The organism is Mycobacterium sp. E796 (assembly GCF_001672815.1).
GTDB lineage: Bacteria > Actinomycetota > Actinomycetes > Mycobacteriales > Mycobacteriaceae > Mycobacterium.
In genome coordinates this window covers 30,106-49,679 of the sequence record NZ_LZKK01000041.1, presented here as the reverse complement: position 1 = coordinate 49,679, position 19,574 = coordinate 30,106, and the positions used below count along the sequence as shown (strand labels likewise).

The window sequence follows — 19,574 nt, the reverse complement described above, 5'->3', positions numbered from 1 at the left end:
TCTGGGCGGTTGTTCACCCGGGTCTGGCAGCCCGCGTGTCGCGAAGAAGAAGTCCCGGACGCCGGCTGCTTCTACGAGTACACGATCGGCCGGCAGTCCATCGCCGTTGTGCGCCAGAAGGACGGCAGCGTCAAGGCATTCCACAACACCTGCGCCCACCCCTGCGGCGCCGGTAGCGCATGCTCCGTCACTTGAGATCGTCGACCGGGCGTTCATCGGCGCGCTCAAACAGGATGGCGTGCCGGTTCCGAGTAACGAGTACGTGACGAGCCACGGGCACGCGGTCTGCGAGTTCCTAGCGAACCAGCCCGACTTCGCCGAGGCCGTTCGTGTCCTGCAGCAATCGTCAGTATGGGATGCCAATCAAAGCGCCAGCGTCGCGGCCGGCGCCGTCGTCGCGTATTGCCCTCAGTACCAACCTTCGGGCCAGGAGCACCTGCAAACCGGGTTCCAAAACGCCCTGTCCGGGCTGCAAGCCATCGAACGTGATCTGCAGGGCATCAATGGCAATTTGCAGGACATCCGGGATGGCCTGCCGCCGCTCCCGGGTCAGCAGTAGCGTTCGCTATCACTTGCGCGGAACCACATCCGATCTGTTGCAGCAGTCCATATTTGGCTCTACCAGACTCCGTCCTAGTCACTCGAGCCGAAAAGGAACCTGTCAGCGATCGCATGCTCATTGCGAATTGACATCTCTTGCGCGGTGTTGAGCCAAAGTCCGTCAAACCCTGCCGAGTGCATGCCGGCGTGGATGGCGCCAATGTTTCTCAGGTCCTGTGACGGCAGCTCACCCCAGCCGTCGTGGTCCTGCCAGCGGTCGAAGACCTGCCACTGGGTCTCGGGCACCTCGCCGGGCGCAAAATGCTCAAGAGAGAACATTTCGAACGTGCACCGATTCGGATCCTCCGCGTCGGGCAGCATGCGGTATCCGAGCAGGCAGGACTTCTCGACCAGGATGACCATGGTGGGAAACACGTGCCAGTCGCCGTTCCCGGCGAAGTACTGCTCCATCGACATCTGTGGAAAATCAACGCCTTCGGCGCGTGCGAGTTCCTCGCACATCTGGTGGTACAGAACAAAGGGCGGGACGTCGCTGGGTTCCATCGCGGCCAGCTTCTGCGCGGCGCGATAGTCACGTTCGGTGACCAGCGATCCCACCTCCAGGTATTGGTACTTCATCGAATTGGCGAACACCTCGGGTCGGGCTGCCTGTTCTTGGCGGCCCCTGTCGCGACCGGCATGCTCGGGGCGTTGCGTATAGACGAACCGGGAGTGGTTCTTATACGTGATGGTTGGGGTGTAGGGGGCGTAGACATACTCCTGCGGCGATGCGGGCTCGGCCGACGGCCGCGGGCCCTCCGCCGATCGCATGGTCTGCGGATGGGTGCCGGGAGTGTGGTAGCCCTCGATGAACGCGTCGATAACGGTCTTGTAGTTCGCCGGCAAGAAGGTGCGCTTACGCCAGCGGTAGCGCATGTCCTGCAACCGAAACGGCGCCAGCGCGGTCGGCAGCGGGTCAAGCCACTCGAGCAGATCGGGTGGATTCTCCGCCATGCTTACGAACACCCATCCACCCCATACGCCGACAGCGACCGGACGTAAGCCCCACTGCTCGCGTGGGCGGGGAGCGAATTCGTCGCGACACGGGACGAAGGACGACCGGCCGTCTAACCCGTAGCGCCATCCGTGAAACTCACAGCGTAAGTCACTATCGCCCGAGTAGCCGCTGCCTCGAATAACTTTCATCCCGCGGTGGGCGCAGGTGTTGTGGAATGCCTTGACGCTGCCGTCCTTCTGGCGCACAACGGCGATGGACTGCCGGCCGATCGTGTACTCGTAGAAGCAGCCGGCGTCCGGGACTTCTTCTTCGCGACACGCGGGCTGCCAGACCCGGGTGAACAATCGCTCGAGCTCGAGGTTCAAGAATTCCGGGTCGATGTACCGGCTCTTAGGCACGAAAGTCTCGCGGCAGGCGAACTTCTGGGGCACCCGCTCTGTGGCAAGCTCTGTCATTGTCACACTCTTCGTCGGCTCAGCTGGACGGTGGCTTGTCGAAGATGTTGGGATACAGCACCGCTTCCTTGAACGACGTCTCGATCTCGGCGAATGCGGTCGGGATGTCCCACGTCCCAGATGCCGACACGATCTCCCGTTCCACGACGGGATTGGACATCAGGCTGATCCGGCCATTGCCGGCGAAGATGACGCGCCGATTGAGCCAGTCGGACTGCTCGCTGGCCAGGTACACGACCGGCGGCACACAATTCTTCGGCGACAGACGAACGTTGGCGTCCGAGTAATCCATGCTGCCGCCGCCCTTGATGCCCTGCGTCATCCGGGTGCCCGCGATCGGCGCAATGGCGTTGCAGCGCACCCCGTAGTTGCGCAACGCGTTGGCGCACGAGAAGGTCAGGCCGACGATGCCCATCTTGGCCGCGGCGTAGTTCGGCTGGCTCGGCGCGCCCTGCAACCCCGACATCGATGTGAAGGTGATCAGCCGGTACTGCCCGCCCCGGTTCTCCCGCCACCAGGCCGCGGCGTGGCGCGTGACATTGAAAGTTCCTTTGAGGTGCACGGACACCACCGCGTCCCAGTCCTGCTCGCTCATCTTGAAGACCATGCCGTCCCGAAGGATCCCCGCGGCGTTCACGACGACGTCCAAGCCGCCGAGCGTCTCGGCGGCGCGGCCGATGAGGTCCGCGCACGCGTTGAAGTCGGTGATGTCGGTGGTATCGGCGAACGCCTTGCCGCCACGGCTCGTTATTGCCGCCGCGACGCTTTCCGCGGGGGTGGAGTCGTGTCCGGTCCCGTCGACACTGACACCGGCGTCTGACACCAGGACCGTCGCACCCTCGGCGGCCAAGCCCTCGGCGACCGCCGCGCCGATACCTCGCCCGGCGCCGGTGACCAGCGCGGTACGTCCGTCAAGTACACCCATCGTCACTCAGCTCCCATCCCGTCTGGCTAGCATACAGAACACCCACACAATATTTGTATAGCTGTTTAGTTCAGGCTACTCGAATCCCCACTCCGCATAACGGCGCTCCAACTCGGCCATCGCCTCCCGGCCGCCGCGGGCGCCGCGTTCCTTCATGAAGTTGAACTCGTCCTCGCGCCACACCAGGTTGCTGAACACCGTGTGGCCCATAGGAACCCAATCGCCGAACTGCGCCATACCGACGGCGTGCCAGAACGCGATCAAGGCGTGCTTTCCCACCATCAGGCCGTCGGCCGAGTGGTGAGCGACTGCGCGGGCGTAGCGCAACGCTTCGTCGCGGAGTCGCCCGGTGGGCACCACCGACGCGGCCACCCCCCACTCGCGTAGTTCGCTCGCGGTCACCTTGCGGCCGGTGATCATCGCCTCGTAGCCGCGGTTGGGTCCCATCTTGAGCAGCGCGAGCGGCATGGCCGTGGAGAACCCGGCGAACCCGATGCGCGCCTGAGGGCGGGCAAGGTACATGTCGTCGGAGACGAGCAGAATGTCTGCGGCCAGCGCCAGATTCATCCCGGCGCCCAGCGTGGCACCCTGGCAGCCGGCGATCACCGTCTTCGGAAACTCCAGCCAATTGGTCAGGTGCCGGTGCAGGCGTCGGGCGTTGCCCAGGCGCGCGGTCTGCGGCAATCGCTCGCCCTTGCGCAGTCCCGCTTCTTCCACCGGCAGCCGGCGCACGTCGTCGCCGCTACAGAAGTCCTTGCCCTCGGCGAGCAATATGACGACCTTGACTTGGTCGTCGTCTTCGGCGCGGTCCAGCCGCTCCTTGAAGAGTTGATGCATTCCGGGCGACAGGATCGCGTTGCGCCGCTCGGGCCGGTTGATGGTGATCTGTGCGATGTGCGGTTCGACCACCTCATAGCGGACCCAGTCATCCTCGACCTCGAATTCGCCCTGAGCGGCGGAGTCGGTGGCCATACGTCCTCCTTCGCGCGGTGGCAGTACATAAGTACACTAGTCGATCAACTGTCACATCTGGTGATACGGTCAGCGAATGCCAACATTCACGGTCACCAAGCGGCTCGAAGCGCCACCGGACGCGGTGTGGGCCGTCCTCGCGGACTTCGGCAACGTCGACTGGATCCCCGGACCCAGCGATGTCAGGGTCGAGGGTGAAGGGCCCGGCATGCGGCGGTTCATCGCCGCGAGCACCGAGAAGCCGGTTATCGAGACCCTCATCTGGATCAAGCCCGACGAGCGCGCGCTGTCGTACGAGATCGCCAACAATCCGATGCCGGTCAGTCGCTTCGTGGCGGTGAACACCGTAACCGCGGGCGAGGATCCCGCTCGGGAATCAATCCTGATCTGGGATATCGACTACGAGCCCATCGGTGACGATGCCGCCGCACGCGATGCCATGGATGCCGTCTACGGCTTGATGGCGGGCTGGGTCCAGGACTTCGCCCGAGCGCGAGAATCCACATAGAACACTTAGACAGAAAGTGTCTATTAGTTTAGGATTATTCGAGTGATTGATCCTCTCGATCTGGTACTGATCAGCGTCGACGACCACACCGTGGAACCGCCCGACATGTTCGTCGGCCGGGTGCCCAGCCGCTTCGCCGACGACGCGCCGCGCATCGTCGAGGACGCCGACGGCGTCTGTTTCTGGGTGTACGACGGCCTGCAGCTGCCGAACATCGGGCTCAACGCGGTTGCGGGCCGGCCCAACGACGAATGGGGATTCGAGCCGTCGCGATTCACCGACATGCGGGCGGGGTGCTACGACGTCGGCGCACGGGTGAACGACATGGACGCCTCCGGTGTGCTTGCCTCCCTGTGCTTTCCGTCGTTCCCCACCATCTCTGGCGCGCTGTTCACCTACCGCGGAGACCGCGACGTGTCCGAGGCGATGGTGCACGCCTACAACGACTGGCACATCGAGGACTGGTGCGGCCGGCATCCCGACCGGTTCATCCCGATGGGGATCCTGCCGTTGTGGGACCCGGCCTTGGCCGCGGCCGAGGTGCGGCGCCTGGCGGGGCGGGGCTGTCGCGCGGTGACGGCTCCGCAGCACATCGGCAGCTACGGGCAGCCCCCGTGGCAGGATCCGCACTGGGATCCGCTGTGGCAGGCGATCTGCGAAGAGAACACGGTGGTGAACATCCACATCGGCACGGGCGGCGGGTTACCCGTGCCGTCCGACCTGACCACCTATCTGGCCTACAACTCGATGCTGCCGATCGACACCCAGCGCTTCGTGGCCGACCTGTTGTTCTCACCGATCGTAAAGAAATTCCCGTCCATCAAATTCTCGCTGTCGGAGGGCGGCATCGGGTGGATTCCCTTCCTACTGGAGCGATTCGAGGACATCTACTCGCGCCAGCGGGCCTGGACGGGGGACGATCTGGGTGATGGGCTGAGCCCCAGCGACGTCTATCGCCGCAACTTCATGTCGTGCTTCATCCGCGACCGGGTCGGCATCGAGATGCGCGATCGTATCGGAGTGGAGACCATCTGCTGGGAGATGGACTACCCGCATTCGGACAGCAGCTGGCCGGACGCGCCCGAGCAGCTCGCCGCCCAGTTGGAGGGCTGCACACCCGACGAGGTCGAGGCCATCACCTGGCGTAATGCGGCTCGCGCCTTCGGCTACACCGGCGTCGAGCGACGGGGCAGGGAAAACTGCACCGTGGCGGCCCTGCGGGGAAGAATCGCCGGCCTCGATCTGTCGGCGCCGAAGGTGGATGCCGGCCGTGCACCGAAAGCTGGCGCCACCGCAATCACTTACGGCGACATGAAGCTACGGATGGCGTCGATCCTTCGTGGTGGGGCGTGACCGAACCGGATTACGGGGTCGTCCTCACCGATGCCGATCGGCACTTCCGCGACGAGGTTCGCGCCTTCCTGGCGTCGGCACTGACGGCCGACGTCCGTGGCTCCGGACCCTCCGAGGCCGACCGGCTGCACCGAATGCGGCTGTGGCAGCGTCGGCTTCACGACGCCGGCCTGGCGGCGATCTCCTGGCCCGTGCAGTTCGGCGGTCGGGGCGCCACCCCGGTGCAGCAACTCATCTTCAACGCCGAGATGGCCGCCGCACACGCCCCCGAGCCCATCAACCGCAGCGCGGTCAATCAGCTCGGCCCCACCATCATTCAATGGGGTACCGACGAGCAACGCCACCGCTATCTGCCCAAAATCCTGTCGGGCGAAGAAGTCTGGTGTCAGGGCTTCAGCGAGCCCGACGCCGGAAGCGATCTCGCCGCCCTGAGGACCAGGGCCGAACTGTGCGACGACGAGTTGATCATCAACGGCCAGAAAATCTGGACCTCCAAGGCGCAGTACGCCGACTGGATCTACATCCTGGCTCGTACCGATCCGACAGCGGACAAGCACCGCGGGATCAGTTACATCCTTGTGCCTTTAGCCACGAGCGGGATCGAAGTCCGCCCGATCCGCCAGATCACCGGACAGGCCGAGTTCAGCGAGGTGTTCTTCGATTCGGCGCGGGTTCCGCTCGCCAACGTGCTTGGCCCACTGCACGGCGGTTGGCAGGTGGCCAAATCCACGCTCGGCTACGAGCGCGTCGGACAGAGCCGCACCCACCGCATCGAACGGCGGTTGGCGATCCTGGTCAGAATGGCGCAGGAGCACGGGGCGCTGGGGCACCACGGCCGCGGCGACGACGCCTACGTGTCCGATCGGATCGTCGGTTTCGCCGCACGAGTTGAGGCATTGCGTCAAATTGCGGCACAGGCAACGGCCGCCGGCGTCCGTGGTGAAAGTCCCGGACCCGAAGCGTCGGTGGCCAAGCTCTTGACCTCGGAGGTCGACCAGGCGATGGCCAACTTCGGGCTCGACCTCGCCGGACCGGGCGGAACCCTGGAACGCGGCTCGGTGGGGGCGGCCAAGAACGGCAACGTCGCACAGAGCTACCTGCTGATGCGGGCCGCGACATTCGGCGCGGGAACGTCGGAGGTTCAGCGCAACGTCATCGCCGAGAAGCTGCTGGGGTTGCCCCGTGACCCATGACGGCCTGTCATCGTTGAGCGACATCGCAGCAAGCGCAAAGGAACTCGCCCGGCTGCGCGCGTCGGCTGACGACATCCTCCGAAGGGCATGGTCGTCGCAGGCGTTTCGCGCTCTGCTCGACGGCCCGGGTGCGGTGTTCGACCCGAAGCTGTGGCAGACCATCACCGATGCGGGATGGGCCGACGTCCTGGTCAGCGAGGCCGGCGGCGGGGGCGGGGGTGGCCTTCGCGAACTCTGCGTGCTGGCCGAGGCCGCCGGCGCCGCGTCGGCACCCGTCCCGCTCGCCGGGGCGGCGGCGGCAGGGTGGTGCGAGGACCGCTGCGCCGACGGCGTCAGTCTGTTGTTGCTCGAGCGCGGTGAGCACACCGGGGCGGGCGTCTCGGGGGTATGGCCGCTCGTGCCGTACGGCGCGGTCGCGACGAGGCTGCTGGTCTGCGCGGGCACGGGTGAGGCCACGATTCTGGGTGCGGTCGAACCCACCGCGCCGGGCGTGCTCTGCGAACCGGTGACCCCCCTCGACCATAATCCTGCGGCGCGAATTACGTTGCACGAAACTCATATTGACGCCTTCGAGTCGGGCGAGTGCGCCGGACGTCGGCACCGTCAGGCGGGTCTGCGGAGTTCGCTTGCTCAGGTGGCCGAACTGGTCGGCATCGCATCGGCCGCCAATGACGCCGCAACCGAGTACGCGAAGCTGCGCGTCGCCTTCGGCCGCCCGATCGGCGCCTTTCAGGCGATCAAACACCGCCTGGTCGACCAGCGGTGCGCGATCGAGGTCGGGCGTGCGCTCGTGAACCGGGCCGCCGACGCGTGCCAGCACGAGCATCCCGATGCCGCGGCGTTGGTCTCACTCGCCGTCTACTGGGGCATCGACGCGCTACGGGCCGTGCCGGAGGGCGCCACCCAGGTATTCGGTGGCATCGCCTACACCTGGGAACACGACGCGCACATCTACCTGCGGCGCGCTGCGAGCGCGGCGGCGAACCTGGGGGCCCGCGCCTATCACCGAGACGTGGCCACGCGGTGGCTGACCGCGCGCTATCCGGCGACCGAAACCGCGGGAGATGTGACGTGAACCGAAGGGGCGACACGGGTTTCCTATCGGGTGTGCGGGTGCTCCAACTTGGCGACGGGATCGCGGGTTCGGCCGCCGCGGCGCTGCTGTCGAGCCTCGGTGCCGAGGCGACGAAAGTGATTGGTGCCGGCGCACCACATCGTGCGGGACCCGTGATCGGGACCACGGCCGGACCTGTTGCGGCCGTGGACCTCACTCTCGATCGCGGCAAGCGGATCGTTGATCAACCGACCGACATCTCGGCAATGTTCGATGAACACGACATCGTGATCGTCGATCACGGCCGTGCCGTCACGCCACCGGCCACGGGGAATGCGGTCGTCGTCATGGTCAGCCCGTTCGGCCTCGACGGGCCGCGGTCGTCGGAGCCCGGTGGCGAGCTTGTCGCCCAGGCGGCCGGTGGTTTGCTCGCCACCATCGAGGGATCCGACGGAGCACCCATACCGGCGCCGGGCTACGTCGCGCTGAAGGCGGCGGGCGCGGTCACGGCCCTGGCGGCATTGCATGGCCTCGATCGGCGCAACGAGAGCCACGGCTCGGTGCTCGTCGACGTGTCGGTGCAGGAGGCGGTCGCGTTCACCGCGGCACTCCCGGAATGCGCACACGTCCTGTACGGGTGCCCCGGAAGGGCCGGCAGCGGGCGCTATCTCGCGCCGTCGGGACTGTTCGGATGCCGCGACGGGCTGGTCCGCATCACCGCGGTTGAAAATCACCAGTGGCGGGGTCTGCTTGCGGCGCTGGGATATCCGGGCTGGGCCGCCGGTCTCGACGAACGCCAGGCCCGCATCGACCACGCCGATCTGATCAACCGACACGTAACAGCATGGGCGGCAACGCACGACAAGGAAGAGTGCGCGGCAACGCTACAAGCCAACGGCGTGCCGTCGACACCGGTGAATACGGCGCAAGAGATTCTGAGGTCACCGCAGTTTGCCTTCCGTGGCGCTGTGTCGACGACGCAGCTCGGCGGTGTGGAATTGTCCGTACTCGACTCGCCGTGGATCACCCACGTCGGGCGAGGGTCGGATCGCCGTCGCACGGGCCGCCTGAGCGACCTGCGGGTCGCCGAACTGACCCACGTCCTGGCCGGGCCGATCATCGGGGCGCTGCTCGGCGCGATCGGCGCGCGGGTGTTGCGACTCGAAGACCCTGAGCGCCTCGACATCTATCGGCGTACGGGACCGTTCGCTGAGGGTAGGCCCGGTGTCGAACGCGGCGCATATTTCGCCGTGGCCAACCATTCCAAGCAGAGCCAGTTGATCGACCCGGCCCGCGCCGTGGACGACGTCGCCGCGGCGCTGTCCGACGCCGACGTCCTCATCGAGAACGTAGGCAGCGCGCGACTCGCCAGACTGCAGGTGGATCCGGCCGAGGTTGCCGACTCGGGAAAGCTCGCCGTCCGGGTCTCCGGCTTCGGATCGGAAGGGCCCATGGCCGGATATCGCGTATACGCCAACAATGTTCAGTCTTATGGCGGACTGGCCGGACTGACCGTTGGACCGGATGGATCACCGGCGCGGCTCGGCACCGTGATAGCCGACCCGCTGTCCTCGGTGGTGGCCGCCGTGGTAATCGCCGCGTGGGCGGTCGGGCCCGCTCGTGACACCGGCGCCGTCATCGATCTCTCCATGGCCGAGGTCGTCGCGTCGACCGTGGCCGAGTTCGTCGCGGCGGCCTCCGTTCCCGGCAGTGCGGTAATCCGCGACTCCGGGCATCGCCGCATCCATCGCGCCGCCGACGGCCGCTGGGTCGCCATTGAAATAGCGGAGCCCGATGAGTGGAAACGCCTGGCAGAAATACTTGCAGTACCTGATGATTCGCGGCGTCCAACGTTGGTCGAGAAGCTGGCGGGCCTGGTCGCCGCCGCGTCGGCCGACGATGTTTCCGCGCGCCTGAGCGTGTCGGGTTTGCGCGCCGCGGCGGTGCAACGGGCCGAGGACCTGGTTTCGGATCCGCATCTGGTGATTCGCGGATTCTTCCCCGAAATCGCGCACCCAGACCCGGACATCGGTACGGCCCGACTAGTGGGGTTGCCATGGCGATTCGCCGGTCAGGGACCGGTCCCGCTCATGCCGCCGCCGGCCCTGGGCAGCGCCAACGCACACGAAGGAGGCATGACCAATGTCCGCTGATCGTCCCGCGACCGTGTGGGCATCGACCTTCGTTCCCGGGAAGTCGCCGATCCCCGGGTACGGTCAGGACGGCTACAGCGTCGCCTGGGTCGACACCTCCGACGGGCGGTTGCAAGTGTTGGTATCCGGGCGTCGCCCGGCGCCCGGCACCGTCGGCCGAATCGTCGAAAAGACGTGGGAGGACAACATCATCGTTCTGTTCAAGGCGCAATCCGAATGACAGGGACGCACGTCGCCGGCATCGGCGTCACACCGTTCGGTAAACACGCCGACACCGCGCTGGCGACGCTCGGCTTCCAGGCCGCCGAGGCGGCACTCGCCGACGCGGGCATCGGCTATGACGCTGTGGGCGAGGTGTTTACGTCTTCCTCGATGGCACCGCCCCAGACCGGTCTCAAGGTGGCACTTCGCCTGGGCCGCACCGGGATTCCGGTGACCGCCATCGAGAGCGCCTCGGCGGGCGGCATGGTCGCCCTGCGGCACGCCGTGTGGGCGGTGGCCTCCGGTCGCTGCAACACCGCGCTAGCGATCGGCTACGAGAAGACCACGGCGCTGGAACCCGGCGGCGTCGTGCCGGCGGCGGTCGACTTCTGGGACCGCTTTCCCCCGCAGATCCACTACGCGATCGAGGCCAATCGGTGGCTGTATGAGACCGGTTGTGGACCGGACGTTTTCGGAGCGGTAGCGGCCAAATCGTACAACCAGGCGCGGTGCAATCCGCTGGCGGCGCGGCGCAACGACGACGACGTGACGGTTGCGCATGTCATGGCGACCCGCATGGTCGCCGAGCCGCTCACCAAGATGATGTGCCACGCGTCCGTTGACGGCGGCGCGGCGATCGTTGTGACCTCCGCGCAGCGCCCTCGGTCCGTGGCGATCAACGCCATCGAGCAGACCAGCTGGCCCGCAGACCCGGGCTGGCCGCTGGCTGGTCCGTGTGTCGGCCCGCCGTCACAGATCACGCTGACCGCTCGGCGCGCGTTCGAGGCGGCACAGGTGACGCCTCATGAAGTCGGAGTCATCTCCCTGCATGACATGTGCGCCAGCGAGGAGGTCACCGCACTGACCGCGCTCGGCCTCGTCGAGGCGCAGGAGGTGGCCGAGCTTGCCCAGACAGGCGGCCTGGGATCCAAAGGTAGGCTGCCGACCAACACCGACGGCGGCTGCCTTGCTCGCGGCCACGCTTTCGGTGCGACCGGACTTGCCCAGGTCGCCGAGGTAGTGAGTCAGCTTCGCGGAGAAGCGGATTCGCGCCAGGTTGCCGATCCTCGCGTCGGACTGGCGCAGGCGATGGGCGGTGGCGGGTCCTGCGTCGTGGCCGTGCTGGGCCGGTGATTGTCGGCATGGCTGCGGCGCGGGCGCAGTGGGTCGGGTCTCAATCTTGTAGCGAGGTGGATCAATGATGGCCCTCGACAATCCCGTCCGGTTCTTCGGCGTCGACGCGCTTCAGGATCTTTATCCGCTGTATGACCGGATGCGCGCGGAGGCGCCGGTGCATCGCATCGGAAGCTCGGCGTTCTACGCTAGTCGCGACCGAGTTCCACGATGAGCGTCACGGCGTGCGGCGAACGCATTTGGACCGTCCAGGAGCCTGTGTGGTTGGTGCGGTGGAAGCCGATGAGCGGGTTGTGCGGTGTCAGCGGCCGAGCAACTGCGCCAGGGGTATCAGCGGCTGCACGCCCCCACCGCGATTGAGAACTGGTTCCAGCAAACGCATTTGCCGCATGATGCGGCGGTGAAACAGTCGAATCAGTTCGGCGTCCATGTCTTCGGGCGCGCCCAGCACGAATGCCTCCAGAGCCTCATCGCCCGCCCGCCAGTCGGCGCATCGGTAACCGAGCAGACGCTCGATATCATCAAGGTTTTCGGCCTCGATGGCGGGACCGTGTCGGCAGAGGTCGGCAACGTAGCGCGCGGTTTGCGCGGTTTGATGCCGGCGGAAGCGCTCAATCTCGGTCTCTGCGGGTAGCTCCTCGATGATGGGCGCCAACGCGTCGACGAGGCCGCCCTGGCGGACATCTGCAGTCCGTGGGAGCAGGTAATCGTCGAGGGCGACGCCCTCGACCGCGGCCATTGCTTCGACTGCGTTGAGCGAGCATTGCTGGAACCACTCCACATACTGCAGCAAGTCGCTCATCGGAAAGGGGTTGTGCAGGATCATGACTAACGAGAGAGGCGTGGTGAGCGAGAACTGCGCGGTGTGGAACTCGACCACCGGCAGGTCAAGTTCTGCGCCGGAGACCTCCTCATAGCGCCGAAACGCGCGTTCTAGGTCGCCGAAGGGCTCGGAGATGTCGCGCAGGCGCAGTCCTGCCAGGTCGTGGGCGGTGTCGCCGAGGTAGGCCAGTTCGACGTCGAGCAGTCCGGTCACGCGACCATCGGCGAACATGAACTGTCCGGGATCGCCCAGTACGAAGCGAGGGTCGAACCGATGCGCGGGAACGTGGCGGCGGATCCAGCCGATGCCGAACTCCAGGAACGGCTCGGGTCGCTTTTTGGTGGACCGGTACCGCTTGACGGACTCTTCGAAGCTCGACAACGCCTGCTGCTGAGGGTCTTTGGGCAACTTAAGTCCGACGGCGGAGAATTCACCTGGATCCAGCCGATGGATCCGCGCAAGGATTTCCATATATTCGTCGATGACCGAGTTGCGCTCTGTTGCGCTCGGCGAGGTTGACAGATTGGTGGCGCCGGGCAGGCGATCCATCACGATGGCCGGTGGTGCGTCAATCCGACCGTAGATGTGTGGAACCGGGATTCCTTGGTTTTTCAGGGCTTCAAGGACGTCCGCTTCGCGGTAGGTGGACAACGAGAACTCCATGCCCTCGCGGTCGCCGCGCACATACAGCGGCACAATTGTGCTTTCGCGTTCGACGTCGGCGAACCAGGCTGGGCGCCAACGTGGTTGGCGCTCGAAGGTTCGTACGGGCCCGAGGTGACTCTCGAGCCAGCTTCGTACCGCCTCATCGGGTGTCATGTCGTCGGGAGGGTCAGAAACCCATTTTCAGCGCGGCACCGCCGTCGATGAACATCTGCAGTCCAGTAACGTAACGCGATTCGTCGGAGGCGAGGTAGACCACTGCGTGCGAGATGTCCTCGGGCTGCACCCAGGGCACCGGCATCGCCTGGAGCATCGGGTAGACCACAAAGGCATCGTCGTGTGTCGGAGCCTCCAGGTCGGGCCGAAACGTCTTGTACATCATCGGGTTGTTCATCATCGCGGTGTTGACGTTCGTCGGGTGCACGGCGTTGACGCGTATCTCGCGCGCCGCCAGCGTCATCGCCATCGATTTGACCCAATCGCGGACGAACTTCTTGGCGAGACCGTAGCCGAGCCCACCGGGGCCCGAGTTGCCGCCACCGTTGAACATATCGTGTTGGGAGACCAGTCCGGCGATCGAGCCGGTGGCGATGATCGACGCACCGGTGTCCAGATGGTCGAACGCGGCGTTGACGGTGTTGACAACGCCGAGAAAGTTCACGTCGAGCACGTCGCGGAACGCCGGATACCCTTTGTGCTCTCCGTGCGGACAGATGCCGGCGTTGGCGACGACGACGTGCAGCCCGCCCAGTTGGGCAACGCCGTCGTCGATCGCTTTCTTCAGGGCCGCTCGATCCCGCACATCGGCCACCGCGGTGACCACCCGCCGGCCTGCCTTCTCCACCAGCTTCGCCGTCTCGTCGAGGTCGCTCTTGCGTGCCATCGGGTAGTCGTTGGTCGCGATGTCGTCGCAGATGTCAACGGCGATGATGTCGGCACCCTCGTCGGCTAGATGGACTGCGTGACTGCGTCCTTGTCCGCGCGCTGCGCCCGTGACGACCGCGACTTTGCCGCTGACTCGGTTCATGTGCTTCCTCCGTTGTTGGCTCTTTCGCCGTCAGGTCATGAAGGTCGTTATGGTCACGCGATGGTTCCGTTGTCCTTGAGGGCGACGATGTCGTCCCAGCCCTTGCCCAGTTCGAGTAACAGCGCCTCGGTATGTTCGGCGAACTCCGGTGTCGGGCCGAGGGCAAACGGTGTCTGATCGAAAAGCACGGGGCTCGAGACTAACTCGAGGGCACCGCCGCTGCCTTGGATGGGCGCGATGACGCCGTTTGCCCTCACCTGCTCGTCAGCCACGACATCCATCGTGTTTTGTACGGGCGCCCACTGCCCTTCGAAACCGGCCAGCGCTTTGCGCCAGTGCTCGAGGGTTTTGCTTCCGAGCGCCTCGCGCAGGATCACAGTCGCCTGCGCCGCGTTGCGGGTTAGCAGCTCATGGCTGGCAAAGCGTTCGTCGGTGGCAAGCTCGGGGAGTCCGACCCGCGCACAGAAGTCTGCCCAATAGCGGAAACCTTGCATCATCGACAATCCCATATAGCGCCCGTCGCAGGTGCGGTAGAAGCCCACCAGCGGATTGTGCGGGGCGACGTTGGCGCCGGCGGGGTTTGCCTGCCACGGCTGCCCGGAGATCAGCGCGGCATTGACGGCCACCCCCATCGCCCACACCCCCACTCCGAGGAGCGACACATCCACCACCTTGGCCTCACCGGTTCGTTCACGAGCGAACAGCGCCGCGGCGATTCCGCCGGCAATTGTCATGCCGCCCAGAGAATCTCCGTACGCCGGGCCGGGTTGTGCGACTACGCCAGCCATATCGGGCGGAGTGACGCTTGCCGCGCTACCGCCTCGGCTCCAGAAGCCCGTCATGTCGTAGCCACCGATGCCTGCCTCGTCGCCAAGCGTTCCGTATGCGCTGCCCCGCACATAGACGATGTCGGGATTCGCCGTCCGCAAGTCATCGACGTCGATCCGCAGTTTGGCGCGGGCGTCGGGCAAGAAGTTCGTCAGGAACACGTCGCTCGTGCGGGCAATGTCCATCAGCAATTCATGGCCGGTCGGTGTCGAAATATCCAGGGCGACAGATCGTTTGCCGCGGTTTGCATGCTCCATGACGGGGTTGCGATCGCCGGAGATCTGTACGTTGCCGAGCTGACGTAGGCCCCGCTGGGCGTCGCCGGTGCGCGGATGTTCGATCTTCAGTACGTCAGCGCCCCAGTCCGCCAGCACCGCGCCGGCGGCCGGCACGAAGGTCCACTGGGCAACCTCGAGGACGCGTACGCCCGCCATCGGATTGTTCATGCGCATCCTTACCGGCAAGACGATGGTTGACGCGCGCGGCAAGCTGGCCTCGCTGCCATGTCAGCGATAGTCCAGCGTGACAGGCAGGTGGTCGTGCGTGTGCACCAATGTCGACACGCGGGGCACTCGGTCGCCGATCACGTGAATCCCCTTGGCGCGCCGCGCTACTTCCTCCAGCAGCAGACGAGCTTCGCGTCGAGCCAGGGCGGCACCCATGCAGAAGTGCTCGCCGACTCCGAAGCCGAGGTGATTGGCGGCGTCCTGGCGGTGGATGTCGAACTGTTCGGCGGTCGGGCCCCAGTGCTCCTGGTCGCGGTTCGCGGACGCATAGGCCAGCAGCACCCCGTCGCCTTCCTTGACGTCGGCACCGCGCAAACGAACGTCGCGGGCCGCCTGCCGGGCCATGCTCATCACCGGCGTCCAGTAACGCAGCACCTCCTCGACGGCGTTGCCGCTGAGGCCTGGATCGGCGAACAACGCCGCCGATTGGTCGGGGTGAGTGTCGAGACAGTCGGCGATTCCAGCGATCAGACTCTGCGTCGTCTCACTGCCGGCGGCGAGCAAGGTGAGCGCGTAGATCATCACCTGCATGTCGTTGAAGGGTTCTCCGTCAACGGTCACCTGGGAGAGCATCGTGAGCAGATCGTCTTGAGGACGCTCCTTGCGTTCGGCGACGAGGCCCATCAGGTAGGGCCCGATGTGTTCGAAGATGAACGCGTAGTCTTCATCGCTCGCGGCCCCGCCACCGACGTTGGCGATCGTGGTCGCCCATCCCGCCACCTTGGGCCAGTCTTCTTCGGGCACTCCCAGCAGGTACGCGAACACATACACGGGGATGGGCTCGGCGACCCGTTGGATCCAGTCGAATTCACCGTTCGGGAGGTCGTCAAGCACGTCGTTGACCACCTGGCGCACCCGGGCCTCCATCTTGGCGACCGCGGCCGGTGTGAACCGCACGCCGACAGCCTTGCGGTGCACCCGGTGCACCGGCGGATCCATGAACATGATGCCGCGGTTCCCGTACCCCTGAGGGTCGCGGCCCTCCCGGTGCGCGATCAGATCCATCATGATCCCGATGCGCTCCGACTTGAACTTCTCGGGTCGAGCCGAGATACCCTTGATATCTTCGTATTTGGTAATGACCCAGAATTTTCCCTCGTCGTACCAATGCACGGGGTCGTGATTGCGCAGCTGCGCGAACGTGGCGTTCGGGTCGCCGAGGTAGAACGCCGGTTCGTCGAACCGGGCGGCTGTGATCGTCACCATAAGACTGAACAATAGAACATTAATTGTTAATCTGCGAGCAGGCCCGTTCCATACAAGACCATCCGATCGCGTTGGCAGCAGAACAAATTATGTTCTATTGTTGCATGGTGACCGCTGGTTTGTCCCACCTTCGCGTGTGCGACCTGGGCGGTCAACTGGCCGGCGCCGGGGCGACGAAAATCCTCGCGGCGTTCGGCGCCGAGGTCATTCGCGTCGAGGACCCCGCAACGCGCGGGATGTGGGACGCGCTGCGTGGCGTGGGTCCGTTCGTCGACGAGCGTCGGGGCGTGAATCTGGGCGCCGGCTTCAACAACCACAACGTTGGCAAGCTCGGGGTGACCATCAATCTGCGTCTCGCGGCCGGCAAGGAGCTGTTGCGGGAACTGATCGCCGTCTCCGACATCGTCTGCGAGAATTTCGCGGCCGGCGTGCTGGGCAGGATGGGTTTTGGCTACGACGAGCTGCGCCGGATCAAATCGGACATCATCTATGTCTCCAACTGCGGCTTCGGCCACACCGGGCCGTACCGAGACTTCAAGACCTGGGGTCCGATCGTTCAGGCGCTGAGCGGGTTGACCTTCACCGCCGGGCTGCCTGACCACGAGCCGGCGGGATGGGGTTACTCCTACATGGACCACATCGCCGCCTACTACATGACCGTGGCGATACTGGCGGCCCTACATCAGCGCGAACGCACCGGCGAGGGCCAGCACATCGATTTGGCCACGGTGCCGGCCGGGATCGCGATGCTGCCCACCGAAGTGCTGGATTGGACCGTCAACGGGCGGCCCGCCCGCCGGCCGGGGCTCCCGGACGGTAACCACGCCGACTTCGGCGAGATGGCTCCGCACGGCATCTACCCGTGCCTGGGCGAGGACCGGTGGATAGCCATCGCCTGCCGCGACGAACGGGACGTCGCGCTGCTGTCCAAAGTCCTCGACGAACCCCGACTGACGGACGACCGGTTCGCCACACTGGAGCAGCGGTTGCTCGGCGCCGACGCACTCGACGAACTCGTCAGCGCGTGCACCCGGAACCGCGAAGCGTCCACGCTGTCAAGCGAACTCAGCGCGTCCGGAGTTCCGGCGAGCGTCGTCAAATCCCCCCGGGAACGGATCGACGGAGACCCCGACCTCGTCGAGTGGGGACTCTTCCCAACCGTGGCGCACCCCGAGATCGGGACGGTGCGCGTGGAAGGCCTTCCGCTGCGCATGTCGGCCTCGCCCTGGAACATTTCCCGGGCCGCCCCGTGTCTGGGCGAACACAACCGGGACGTGCTGGGCGGGCTGCTCGGGCACAGCGATCAGGAGTTGGACGAATTGACGAAGCAGGGTGTGATCTGAACGCGCTGAGCGGGCTCCGCGTCGTCGAGATCAGTGGCCAGTTCACCCCCGTCGGGGGAAGGCTGCTCGCCGAACTCGGCGCCGAGGTCGTCGTCGTCGAACCCCCCGCCGGATCCTCGCATCGGTCGCGACCGCCGTTCGCGCACGGCAACATTGGGCCGGACACCAGCCTGCGCTGGTGGAGCGGCAACGTGGGCAAGCGCTCCGTGACGGTCGATCTGGACACCGCGCAGGGCGTCAGCGCCCTGGGGCGGCTGATCACCGGCGCCGACATCGTGATCTCCGACGCCGGCCCCATCGGCGACGTACGGCACCCGTCCCTGATCTGGGTGGCGGTCACCCCCTTCGGGCTCGACAGCATGCGGGCCGACCAACCGGTCACCGACCTCACCATGCTCGCCGGCGGCGGCCCGGTCTGGAACTGCGGCTACGACGACCACTCCCTGCCGCCGATACGCGGCGCCGGCGACCAGTCGGCCAACATCGCCGGCCTGTATTGCGCGATCGGCGCGCTGGTCGCCCTTGCGCACCGCGACCGGACCGGCCAGGGTCAGCTCGTCGACGTCAGCGTCAACGCGGCCTGCAACGTCAGTTGCGAGCAGACCACCTACCACTGGCTGGTCAACAACGAGACATGTGTCCGCCAGACCGGCCGCCACGCATACTTCACGCCTAGCCAACCGACGCAGGTCCGATGCTCGGACGGCGCCTACGCCACCACCGGCGTCCTGCCGCGCAAACCGCCCGAATTCGCGAACCTGTTGACCTGGCTCGCCGACCTCGGCCTCATCGACGAGCTCCCGGAGGCGGTGTTCTTGGAGATGGCCGCGTCTCGCGACGAGCCGGTCGACATCGCGATGATCGGCGCCGACGACGAGACGACCGCGATACTGACGGCGGCCCGCGATGCGATCACCTTGATCGCTTCCCGCATGCCGGCCAACGAGTACTTCCTGGAAAGCCAGCGACGCGGATTCCCCGCGGGAGCGGTGCTGTCCCCCGACGAGGCCTTCGAGGACGAACACATCGCCGCCCGCGGATTTCAGGTGCCGGTATCCCACCCAGAACTCGGGGGAAGCTTCCGATATCCAGGGACGCCGTACGTCTTCAGCGCCAGCCCAACCAACGGACCGTCACGGCCGCCCCTTCTCGGCGAGCACAACGATCTGCTCGACGAGCTCGGCGACAACACGCTATGAGCGCCGGCCTCCGCCTCACCCATATCGGCCTCTGCGTCAGTGACCTCGAAAAGTCCGTCGAATTCTATTGCCTAGCACTTGGCTTCGACGAATGCGGACGGCTGCGAGTCGATGGGCCGGACACGGCACAGCTGCTCGGTGTGCCGGGGCTGGTGCTGGACCTTGTGTACTTGCAGCGCGATGGATTTCGGCTCGAGTTGCTCGGCTATCCGGCACCGGGCGTTCACGGAAGTGGCGGGCCCCGCCGGATGAACGCGGTTGGCTTCACGCATCTGTCGTTCCTTGTCGACGACCCGGCCGCATCCATCGCCAGAATCGCGCGCTTCGGTGGCCAGGCCCGACCGGAGCGGACGGTCACATTCGAGGGCGGCAACCGGGGAATGATGGCGACCGACCCCGACGGCAACTGGATCGAGCTGATCGAACGCACACCGCCGAACTGAGCAACTAGTCACTCAACGTCCGATTGTTCA

The 19,574-nt window shown here is 65.8% G+C and carries 19 protein-coding genes and 1 pseudogene; 13 read left to right on the top strand and 7 right to left on the bottom strand.

What is annotated here, in order from left to right; translation table 11 throughout:
- A partial coding sequence (locus tag A5706_RS03880; protein WP_231985017.1) for a Rieske 2Fe-2S domain-containing protein occupies positions 1-195 on the top strand: 195 nt, incomplete at its 5' end.
- Positions 107-559: a DUF732 domain-containing protein gene (locus A5706_RS03875; protein WP_082964183.1), complete on the top strand. Its 453-nt coding sequence runs from the start codon at positions 107-109 to the stop codon at positions 557-559. The genes A5706_RS03880 and A5706_RS03875, both read left to right, overlap by 89 nt.
- Before the next feature lie 74 nt (positions 560-633).
- Here A5706_RS03875 and A5706_RS03870 read toward each other — a convergent pair whose 3' ends face one another.
- The 3 genes from A5706_RS03870 to A5706_RS03860 all read right to left on the bottom strand — a co-directional run bounded on the left by A5706_RS03870 (position 634) and on the right by A5706_RS03860 (position 3,910).
- Positions 634-2,013: a Rieske 2Fe-2S domain-containing protein gene (locus A5706_RS03870; protein WP_068127240.1), complete on the bottom strand. Its 1,380-nt coding sequence runs from the start codon at positions 2,011-2,013 to the stop codon at positions 634-636.
- Between the two features lie 19 nt (positions 2,014-2,032).
- A complete protein-coding gene (locus tag A5706_RS03865; RefSeq protein ID WP_068127218.1) occupies positions 2,033-2,938 on the bottom strand; it encodes an SDR family NAD(P)-dependent oxidoreductase in 906 nt (301 codons plus the stop codon).
- Positions 2,939-3,013: 75 nt separating this feature from the next.
- A complete protein-coding gene (locus tag A5706_RS03860) occupies positions 3,014-3,910 on the bottom strand; it encodes an enoyl-CoA hydratase/isomerase family protein (protein WP_068127216.1) in 897 nt (298 codons plus the stop codon).
- 76 nt (positions 3,911-3,986) lie between these two features.
- On the opposite strand from A5706_RS03860, the gene A5706_RS03855 reads away from it, so the two are divergent.
- The 8 genes and pseudogenes from A5706_RS03855 to A5706_RS32860 all read left to right on the top strand — a co-directional run.
- On the top strand, positions 3,987-4,418 hold the full coding sequence (locus A5706_RS03855) for an SRPBCC family protein (protein ID WP_068127213.1): 432 nt from the start codon (positions 3,987-3,989) through the stop codon (positions 4,416-4,418).
- Between the two features lie 42 nt (positions 4,419-4,460).
- On the top strand, positions 4,461-5,771 hold the full coding sequence (locus tag A5706_RS03850) for an amidohydrolase family protein (RefSeq protein ID WP_231985010.1): 1,311 nt from the start codon (positions 4,461-4,463) through the stop codon (positions 5,769-5,771).
- The gene (locus tag A5706_RS03845; RefSeq protein WP_068127209.1) at positions 5,768-6,964 is read left to right on the top strand and encodes an acyl-CoA dehydrogenase family protein; all 1,197 of its coding nucleotides are present in this window, start codon (positions 5,768-5,770) and stop codon (positions 6,962-6,964) included. The genes A5706_RS03850 and A5706_RS03845 overlap by 4 nt, the downstream gene beginning before the upstream one ends.
- On the top strand, positions 6,954-8,039 hold the full coding sequence (locus A5706_RS03840) for an acyl-CoA dehydrogenase family protein (protein ID WP_068127207.1): 1,086 nt from the start codon (positions 6,954-6,956) through the stop codon (positions 8,037-8,039). The genes A5706_RS03845 and A5706_RS03840 overlap by 11 nt, the downstream gene beginning before the upstream one ends.
- Positions 8,040-8,071: 32 nt before the next feature.
- A complete protein-coding gene (locus A5706_RS03835) occupies positions 8,072-10,171 on the top strand; it encodes a CoA transferase (protein WP_068127205.1) in 2,100 nt (699 codons plus the stop codon).
- Complete coding sequence (locus A5706_RS03830) at positions 10,161-10,391, top strand: hypothetical protein (RefSeq protein WP_068127203.1); 231 nt, start codon at positions 10,161-10,163, stop codon at positions 10,389-10,391. The genes A5706_RS03835 and A5706_RS03830 overlap by 11 nt, the downstream gene beginning before the upstream one ends.
- Positions 10,388-11,506, top strand: a complete 1,119-nt coding sequence (locus A5706_RS03825) for a thiolase family protein (protein WP_068127201.1) — start codon at positions 10,388-10,390, stop codon at positions 11,504-11,506. The genes A5706_RS03830 and A5706_RS03825 overlap by 4 nt, the downstream gene beginning before the upstream one ends.
- Before the next feature lie 64 nt (positions 11,507-11,570).
- Positions 11,571-11,693, top strand: a pseudogene (locus A5706_RS32860) (cytochrome P450); the annotation flags it as partial.
- Positions 11,694-11,807: 114 nt separating this feature from the next.
- Here the strand turns inward: A5706_RS32860 and A5706_RS03820 are convergent.
- The 4 genes from A5706_RS03820 to A5706_RS03805 are packed head-to-tail and all read right to left on the bottom strand — an operon-like array spanning position 11,808 to position 16,559.
- Positions 11,808-13,148: a phosphotransferase gene (locus A5706_RS03820; protein ID WP_068127200.1), complete on the bottom strand. Its 1,341-nt coding sequence runs from the start codon at positions 13,146-13,148 to the stop codon at positions 11,808-11,810.
- 13 nt (positions 13,149-13,161) lie between these two features.
- Positions 13,162-14,019, bottom strand: a complete 858-nt coding sequence (locus A5706_RS03815; protein ID WP_068127198.1) for a mycofactocin-coupled SDR family oxidoreductase — start codon at positions 14,017-14,019, stop codon at positions 13,162-13,164.
- Positions 14,020-14,072: 53 nt separating this feature from the next.
- Positions 14,073-15,293 (bottom strand): CaiB/BaiF CoA-transferase family protein, encoded by a 1,221-nt coding sequence (locus A5706_RS03810; RefSeq protein ID WP_068127196.1) that lies wholly within the window; start codon positions 15,291-15,293, stop codon positions 14,073-14,075.
- Between the two features lie 60 nt (positions 15,294-15,353).
- Positions 15,354-16,559, bottom strand: a complete 1,206-nt coding sequence (locus A5706_RS03805; protein ID WP_068127194.1) for a cytochrome P450 — start codon at positions 16,557-16,559, stop codon at positions 15,354-15,356.
- 107 nt (positions 16,560-16,666) lie between these two features.
- Here A5706_RS03805 and A5706_RS03800 point away from each other — a divergent pair, with 107 nt between their 5' ends.
- Genes A5706_RS03800 through A5706_RS03790 form a run of 3 tightly spaced genes read left to right on the top strand, consistent with a single transcriptional unit; the run spans position 16,667 to position 19,544 of the window.
- Complete coding sequence (locus A5706_RS03800) at positions 16,667-17,902, top strand: CaiB/BaiF CoA-transferase family protein (protein WP_082964186.1); 1,236 nt, start codon at positions 16,667-16,669, stop codon at positions 17,900-17,902.
- Positions 17,878-19,101, top strand: a complete 1,224-nt coding sequence (locus A5706_RS03795) for a CoA transferase (protein ID WP_369831798.1) — start codon at positions 17,878-17,880, stop codon at positions 19,099-19,101. Before A5706_RS03800 ends, A5706_RS03795 begins: the two co-directional genes overlap by 25 nt.
- Positions 19,098-19,544, top strand: coding sequence for a VOC family protein (locus A5706_RS03790; protein ID WP_068127190.1), 447 nt, complete (start codon positions 19,098-19,100; stop codon positions 19,542-19,544). The genes A5706_RS03795 and A5706_RS03790 overlap by 4 nt, the downstream gene beginning before the upstream one ends.
- Positions 19,545-19,574: the final 30 nt, after the last annotated feature.